Annotated in this window: 7 protein-coding genes; 2 read left to right on the top strand and 5 right to left on the bottom strand. The window is 34.6% G+C overall.

The annotated features are described in order from the left end of the window. A partial coding sequence (gene era / locus P8H68_RS01450; RefSeq protein WP_300320692.1) for a GTPase Era occupies nucleotides 1-375 on the top strand: 375 nt, incomplete at its 5' end. Between the two features lie 14 nt (nucleotides 376-389). Here era and P8H68_RS01445 read toward each other — a convergent pair. Together P8H68_RS01445 and P8H68_RS01440 are read right to left on the bottom strand one after the other, a co-directional pair. Next, on the bottom strand, nucleotides 390-893 hold the full coding sequence (locus P8H68_RS01445) for a GTP-binding protein (RefSeq protein WP_300320689.1): 504 nt from the start codon (nucleotides 891-893) through the stop codon (nucleotides 390-392). 140 nt (nucleotides 894-1,033) lie between these two features. Then, complete coding sequence (locus P8H68_RS01440; RefSeq protein ID WP_300320686.1) at nucleotides 1,034-2,599, bottom strand: choice-of-anchor I family protein; 1,566 nt, start codon at nucleotides 2,597-2,599, stop codon at nucleotides 1,034-1,036. 228 nt (nucleotides 2,600-2,827) lie between these two features. On the opposite strand from P8H68_RS01440, the gene der reads away from it, so the two are divergent. Then, nucleotides 2,828-4,150: a ribosome biogenesis GTPase Der gene (gene der / locus P8H68_RS01435; RefSeq protein WP_300320684.1), complete on the top strand. Its 1,323-nt coding sequence runs from the start codon at nucleotides 2,828-2,830 to the stop codon at nucleotides 4,148-4,150. Nucleotides 4,151-4,186: 36 nt separating this feature from the next. Here der and P8H68_RS01430 read toward each other — a convergent pair whose 3' ends face one another. Genes P8H68_RS01430 through P8H68_RS01420 form a run of 3 tightly spaced genes read right to left on the bottom strand, consistent with a single transcriptional unit; the run spans nucleotide 4,187 to nucleotide 7,921 of the window. Next, nucleotides 4,187-5,167: a HupE/UreJ family protein gene (locus tag P8H68_RS01430; RefSeq protein WP_300320682.1), complete on the bottom strand. Its 981-nt coding sequence runs from the start codon at nucleotides 5,165-5,167 to the stop codon at nucleotides 4,187-4,189. Beyond that, entirely contained in the window at nucleotides 5,164-6,045 is an 882-nt protein-coding gene (locus tag P8H68_RS01425) for a peptidylprolyl isomerase (protein ID WP_300320680.1), read from the bottom strand. Before P8H68_RS01425 ends, P8H68_RS01430 begins: the two co-directional genes overlap by 4 nt. Before the next feature lie 4 nt (nucleotides 6,046-6,049). Further along, a complete protein-coding gene (locus P8H68_RS01420; protein ID WP_300320677.1) occupies nucleotides 6,050-7,921 on the bottom strand; it encodes a DUF3604 domain-containing protein in 1,872 nt (623 codons plus the stop codon). Nucleotides 7,922-8,050: the final 129 nt, after the last annotated feature.

Below are 8,050 nucleotides of genomic sequence, written 5' to 3'. Positions count from 1 at the left end.
GAATCTCCTGCGTTTTATCCCAAAGATCAACTGACTGACAAGCCAGAACGCTTTTTTGTAAATGAGTGTATTAGAGAAAAAATATTAATGCATTACAAAAAAGAAATTCCTTATGCTGTAGAGATTGAGACAGAGGAATTTATTGAAGATGAAAAAATAATTAAAATTCGCGCGATCATTATGGTAGAGCGTGAAACACAAAAAGGAATTATTATTGGTCATAAAGGTGCCGCGTTGAAAAGAGTGGGGTCTGAGGCGAGAAAAGATTTAGAAAAGTTTTTTGACAAAAAAATATTCTTGGACTTATATGTAAAGGTGAATAAGAATTGGAGAAATGATTCTCGTCAGTTAAAACGTTTCGGATATAAAGAATAGTAGTAGAGCGTATTTTATTCCTCTAAAACTTTCATCATAAAATTATGCAGGTCCTCCATTTGGGAGTGACCTGTTTTTTTTCCTAGTTGACCTAAAAAGTACATCACAAACCAAAATATAGGTAGGACAATAAGGATCCAAATACTTAAGGTGATATCTTCTTTCAAAGTCCATTTGGTATAAGCATATATGAGTACGCTGATAAATGTAAAAGCAACTGTAGAATGTAAAAAGATGAATAAGGTCCATACTTGGGGTTTTGGGCCAAACAAACCTTTCGCAATCGAGTTTTCTGTGTCCATGGCTTCAATTTCTAAATGTAGCTGTGGCGACCAAAAATGGTTTTCTTCTGGTGAAACATCAATTACCACATGACCCTCTACTATTTTTCCTTTTAGAGAACAATCAGCTCGTTTGAATTCTTCCTCAAAACGATTCAATAGATATGTTTTGCTTTTTGCAAGTTCAATTCTAAATCTCGGTCTTAAAAAAATGGGGCTGTTGGTTTCTTCTTTCATAATCTGTTTTGAAAGACAGTAAGATACAAGTTTTTAAAGAAAAAACAATGATTAGGAGAAGGTTAGATAAAAGGATGCCTTCTATTAAAAACAAAAAGAGCTGCCCTATTAGGCAGCTCTTTTAATAAAATGTTATTTGCTTATTTTGAATAAATATTCAAAGTTGCATCATCTGGAAATTCGTTAGAAACAATTAATAATGTTTTTCCATTAGGACTGTCTTCTGCATTTACGATTAACAATCCTTCTGGTGAAGTATTGTTCAATCTTTGAATAAAAATTGGGTTAAAAATATCTGTAATATTGTAAACCAAAACATCTCCACTTCTTTCTAAACCAATCACAGCATAGGTATGACCATCTTGTGTAAAAGTAGTTACCGCTTCTGGCTCAGTTCCTTTATCGTCCGATCTTCCTTCAGGGTAAGAACCAAAAAGGTTAAAGGTTCTTAAAGTCAGTTCATTTCCTGAATCGTACATTAATTCACCAGAAGTGTTCCAGATAGAGAACGAACGTGCTCCATAACCGTAAATTTGATCGATGTCAGTATCACCATCAGTATCTCCGTTTGCAGTGGTAACTTTTAAACGTCCAAGGTTTTCTTCTTTTTGTAATTCAACAGCATCAGGATATGCAGTAGGGTCAAGTGTTAAGTCATCACCTCTTACTTCTTCAGAATAACCATCATAATCTCTTGCATCACCTTCGTTTGCAGTAATGATATACCCTGCTCCATTTGATTCAAAATAATCGATAGCATCTGGTTGATAAAAGCTTTTTACTGGCCACTCTTGAAAATTTCCAATTTTTCCATCTTTATCACTTAAGTCGAAATAATAATCAGAATAATCTTTAAATCCAAAAGGATAAATATCTGTTATTGTAGCAGTAGCAATATCAAATTTAGCCAATCCGTTGTTTTCTTGTAAAGCAATGAATGCTGTTTGTGAATCATCAGAAACTGTAATGTATTCAGGCTCTACATCCATACTTAAATCAGCTCCAGGACCAAAAACTCTAAATCCTTCCGCTTCTAGTGCAGCTTCTTGAGAGTTAAAGCTATCAAAATAGATCGTTTGAGCTGTTTTAGCAGCAACATCAATTAAAGTGATAGAACCTTTAGGGTCTATGGTGTAATCGTCGTTTGGTTCTCCTTCGTTTGCAGATAAAATATATGTACCATCTGGTGTAAAAGTAACCATATCAGGCAAAGCCCCTGCATCAATTTGTGCATATGGAGTTGTTAAGTTTGATGTTTCAAAAATCACCACTTTTCCATTATCAGTAGCAGTAACAGCCTCTACTGCAATTGCTAAATATCCATTTTTTACAGCAACACTATTTACATTTCCTCCAAAAGCAGTTACATCAATTGCTGATCCAATTACTGGGTTGTCAATGTCTGTAATGTCTACTACTTCAACTTCTTTAGCCTCTGCATTGGTAGAGAAAATAGTTTTGGTATTTGCGTCATATGCAGAAATTTCAGGAACTCCATCACCGAATGACACCTTGTTTGCGGTAAAAAATAACTTTGTTTGAAGGTCTTCACCGTCAACACCATTAGCACCATCTATTCCATTAAGTCCAGCGATACCATCGTTTCCGTTTAAACCGTTTATTGCGTCTTCACTGCAAGAAGTTAAAAAAGTCATTGCGCTTAAAATAGCAATACTTGTTTTTGTGAATTTTGATAGATTTTTCATTTTAGATTGTAGATTGTTAATAAAAGTTTGTCACAAAAGAAAGGAGTACATGTGGATAGAAAGTTATAGACTTGCTATGTTATGGTAAACTAAAATGGTTTTTTGTTAAATAATCGTATCGTTAATGTTAGGGTGTTTATCAAATTGTTAATGGAGACGTTGAATGAAATCTTTTTGTAGTTTAATTATTAAATAAATAAGCGTAATTTTGCAAAAAATTAAAACACAATGAATACTATTGTAGCCATCGTAGGTAGACCTAATGTAGGGAAATCGACATTATTTAATAGACTTGTTCAACGTAGAGAAGCGATTGTTGATTCTGTGAGTGGAGTAACACGTGATAGACACTATGGAAAAAGTGATTGGAATGGGAAAGAGTTTTCTTTAATTGATACCGGAGGTTATATTGTAGGATCTGATGATGTGTTTGAAGGCGAGATTCGCAAACAGGTGCAATTGGCATTGGAAGAATGTGATATTACTATTTTTGTAGTAGATGTAACTGAGGGAATAACTCCTTCAGATGAAGCCGTTGCAAAACTATTGCGTAAATCAAAAAAACCAGTTTTTCTAGCTGTCAATAAGGTAGATAATTCAATGCGTGAAAATGATGCCTTTGAATTCTATAATTTAGGATTGGGAGATTTGTATACTTTTTCTGCAATTAATGGTTCTGGAACGGGAGATTTGCTAGACGCTTTAGTAAAAGATATGCCTGAGCCAGAAGAGTTTGTTGAAGATGATTCTGAAGATAAAGAAGAGCTGCCTCGTTTTGCAGTTGTGGGTAGACCTAATGCTGGGAAATCCTCTTTTATCAATGCTTTGATTGGAAAAGATAGAAATATTGTAACCGATGTTGCAGGTACAACTCGTGATGCTATTGATACTGAGTATACAAGATTTGGATTTAAATTTAATTTGGTGGATACTGCTGGAATTAGAAAAAAGTCAAAAGTATCTGAGGATCTTGAATTTTATTCTGTAATGCGTGCGGTAAGAGCTATTGAGCATTGTGATGTTGCTATTTTAATGATTGATGCAACACGTGGATTTGAAGCACAAGACCAAAATATTTTTTGGTTGGCAGAGAAAAACAGAAAAGGAATTGTCATTCTTGTGAATAAATGGGATTTGGTGGATAAGGAAACCAATACCATGAAAGAATTTGAAGCTTATGTAAGAAGAGAGATTGCTCCTTTTACAGATGTGCCAATTATTTTTACTTCTACAGTTACAAAGCAACGTTTGTTAAAAGCTATTGAAACAGCAGTGGAGGTTTTTGAGAATAAAAAACGTAGAATCCCAACAAGTAAATTGAATGAAACGATGTTGGAGATTATTGCTCAGTATACACCTCCTGCAGTAAAAGGAAAATTTGTGAAAATTAAATACTGTATGCAACTTCCAACGCATACTCCTCAGTTTGCATTTTTTGCCAATTTACCTCAGTATGTTAGAGAACCTTACAGAAGGTATTTAGAAAATAAACTTCGTGAGATATATGATTTTAAAGGAGTTCCTATTACCATATATTTTAGACAGAAATAAAAAAAAATCCGCTTGTTACAAGCGGATTTTTTTGTTTTACATCCAAAATCCAATGACTCTTTCAAGCATCCAAAAGGAGGCAATACTTCCAATAGCATATGGGATAACTTTTTGAGTTTTTTTGAAGTTTAAGTTTGTTTTTTTAAACAACCCTATCATCAACAAAATAAAGGTTACAAAAATAATCTGTCCTAATTCTACACCCATATTAAAAAATGCAAGTGCAAATGGAATGGCTTGTTGCGGTAGGCCAATATCTTCCAGTGCTCCAGCAAATCCAAAGCCATGTAGTAAACCGAAAATAAAGGCTACCAACCATGGTTTTTTACTTGTAAGACTTTCGTTGCCATTTTGTACTTTAAGAATTTCAGCGGCAAGAAAAACAATACTTAGGGCAATTACAGCTTCCACAGGTGCTGAAGGAAAAGAGGCAATTCCTAAAGTAGCTAAGCTTAAAGTAATGCTATGTGCTAATGTAAAAGAGGTTATAGTTTTGAGTAATTTTAATTTTCCTGTTGCCAGAATAAGAAGAGAGAGCACAAATAACAGGTGGTCAAAACCAATTAGTATATGTTCTATTCCTAAAACAGTATAAAGCTTTATAACATCCAAGGTGGTTGATGCTTTTGGAATCAAAACGTTATCTTTATCAGGCTTTAGCATAAAGGTCATTTGTTCTCCGTTTTTATAATCAATCCTTAATAAAACATCAATTAAAGTTTTTTGTAGTCCTTCAATGCTTATTGTTTTTCCAGACAACCCCTTTTCTACCTTAAGTTTAAAGTTAAAGTTTGCAAAACCATCTGCAAATCTTGGAGGTCCTTGTTGCAGTAATTCGGTGTCTGAAGGGAAAACAACTTTAAGTTTTGGAATGGAAGTTCCTCGGCTTGGTATCTTAAAATAGACATCAAAACTATTGTCTATAGTTTCTGTAAGCTGAAGGTAGGCTGGCCTAACCTCATGTGCTTTTAGGCTCAAGGTAAAAACTAAAAATAAAAAAAGGATAGCTTTTTTCAATCTTCAATAATTTTAGTTTTCATTTTAGATACAAATGCTTCTGAAAATTTAGGATTATCAATAGCAAAGGTTATTGAATATTTTTTTTGAAACTCTTTCAAGATACTTGCTTTTACCTGATTCTGTTTTTGGTATAAATAATCACTGGTCACTTTTTCTTTTACAGATTCAAAAGAGGCTGTTTTTTTAGTTTCCATAGTTTCGATAAAAACTAAGTGTGTACCAAAACCTGAGTCAATTGGGCCTAACCATTGTTGTGTTTTTAAATCTTTTAACTGTGCTGTAAACTCTGATCCCATTTGTCGTGATATATGGAATTCAGTAGTTTTGTTAAAGTGCTGTGGAAGTGCGATTGGATCTCCCATAGTTAAAGCCTCTTTTAATGATGTTTTGTTAAGGGTAGAAAGCAGTTGAGTGGCTTCTTTTTTCCATTCTTTCCTCTTGTCTGGGCTAAAAAACATCTGATAAAAGCTATAGGTTGCATCAGTAGGGTATTTTTCTAAGTTCTCATTGAAAAACTCTTTAAGTTCTTCCTCTGAGGGTTGGATTGCTGTTGAAATATCTTTTGTAAGAGATTTCATTTTCTGAGATAGTCTTCTTTTGATGATCTCATCATTGGAATCCAATTTCATTTTTAAAGCCTCTTTATAGAAAACTTCATCTTCTATCTTCGCGGTTACGATTGATATCAATTCATCTTCGGTAGGCGTTCTGCTCCATTGCATTTCAAATTTAGAAATAATTTCTTCCAAATCTTGTGTGTCAATAATAATGGCATCTTTGTTTTCTGAGTTATGCCCTGTATAGCTATAAAGCAAAAAGAAAACTGCTCCAATCAAAATAAAATGGAGCAGTGGTTCTTGAATTATTTTTTTCATAATATTAGTTTGGCGAATACCAAATAGGAGAGGTGTATCCTCTTTGTGTCATTGTTAATGGAACTTCTTTTGACAGTTCAGCACCGTATCTAATTTTATCATATAAAGTCCATCTTGGAGTTGGAATCTCTATGACACGAACATAGTAAAATGCCTCTAATGTTGGGTCAAATTCTGGGTCTATCCATACTTTAGATAATTCAGTTGCTCCAATCGAGTTGTCCCAACTTGCATCTTTCAAGTTCACGCTGTTTCCAACGGAAGGGACTTTACCGTTTTTATTCTTCTTTCTGTCTCCGCTCCAAGCAACATCAAATACTTTTTCGTGCACAGATCCGTCTGCGTCCATCCATCCTTTTACTACTTGAACACGATCTAAGCTACCATATTCTGGATCCATCAATGCATTGATTAAAAAACTCGGTTTTTTGTTAAGACCGTTTTTAATGTCACCACCCATAGGAACTCCTTTGGTATATCCTGTTTTTACCCAGTCACCTTTTAGGTCTTCGTTTGTATAATCCCATCCACCAAAGAAGCGAATTTGCATTCGAGAACCTGTTGTTCCATAAGTTTCTTTACGTTTCATGGCGTCCCAAATAGATGCTCTTGTGTTTTCTTTAGCCCATACAGCAGCATAACCGGAAGCCACGGTTTGCCAGGTCATAATACTTGCTTTTTCTGATGTGATAAAAGGGTGGTGCCATCTTTCTTTAGACGGCTCTACATTTGATGCTTTTCCAAAGAAATTATCTTGATCAGCTGTAGCCAAAGTAGTGTGTGAATCGGTACTTCCAATAAAACCAAATTTGTATGGGTTTGTACCTAGTTTTACTTTTAATTTTAAACCAGTTTTTAAGGCTTCTCTAGCATATTCACCTTTTAACATATCATTTGTTTTTGCAACTGATAAGTCTAAATTTCCGAATGCCCAATTTTCAAAATCTGCAAATTCATCATTTGGCGAGAGGAATGGATGTGCCTCTCCATCACCTTTGATTTGAGTAATTTCATACAATGGTTCCCATTGAATTCTGCGATCTACATATGTTTTGTCAAAATCTCTACCATCAACAGCCGTTTCCATAAACATGATACCATTACTTAAGTTGCCATTATGTGGAATTGCTAAAACTTGACCATTGGTGTTTTTTTCATATTGCTCTAGGTTCGTCCATAAATCTTCTGGATCTGAGCTTTGCGTATTTGTGTATGGAATATGTCCTCTTGTCTTAGCTTCATTGTCTCTATAGATAACAACTCTATGAAGGTTGTTTCCGGCAATTAATGAAGTCCATTCATAACCTATGAATGCTGTAAATTTACCAGGTTCATTATATTTTTCAGCAGCATCAACAGTCATGTCCCAAACTGATCTCATTAAAGTTGGATCAATAGGGTTCATTTCCATAGTTCCTTGTGAAAAATTCTTTATTAGGTCGATTGCGGCTTCTCCTCCTTTGCCCTCCTCTATTAATTTACTCCATTTTTTACCTTGTGGGTACTTCATGATCCACTCATCTTTATTAAATAAAGCTTGGAAAATGCCCATACCATCAGAATGATCCGCAACAACCAAGAAATCCAATGGTCTTGAAAGTTTTGCTGTAAGACCTGAAGAAGAAGTGACAGCATCTCCTTTTGCGAATTTGTACGCTTCATCTAAACCGATTCTGTTTCCAAAGGCACCGGCATCCATTGATAATTCTGTATGCAAGTGTGTGTCTCCAAAATATACGTTTGTGGCATATCCTTCGTCAGAAGCAGAGATTTCATCATGTGTGTTTGAATGGATGATGTTCTGTTCTGATTTTTTTTCAGTTTTACAAGAAATCAAAACCGCAACAGAGATTGAGAATAATAGTAAATTTTTCATAGTAAAGTTAGCTAGGTGAGAAATAAAGATACTGAATAATTGATAAATGATTTTATCGCCTAAGACTCAGATATCATATGAACGTCTCTTTGAGGGAAAGGGATACTTATGTTTGCTTTGTCTAATGCT

Source organism: Flavicella sp. (assembly GCF_029238425.1).
Taxonomy (GTDB): Bacteria; Bacteroidota; Bacteroidia; order Flavobacteriales; family Flavobacteriaceae; genus Flavicella.
The sequence above is the reverse complement of the archived record's forward strand: the minus strand, read 5'-3'. Positions and strand labels throughout refer to the sequence as shown.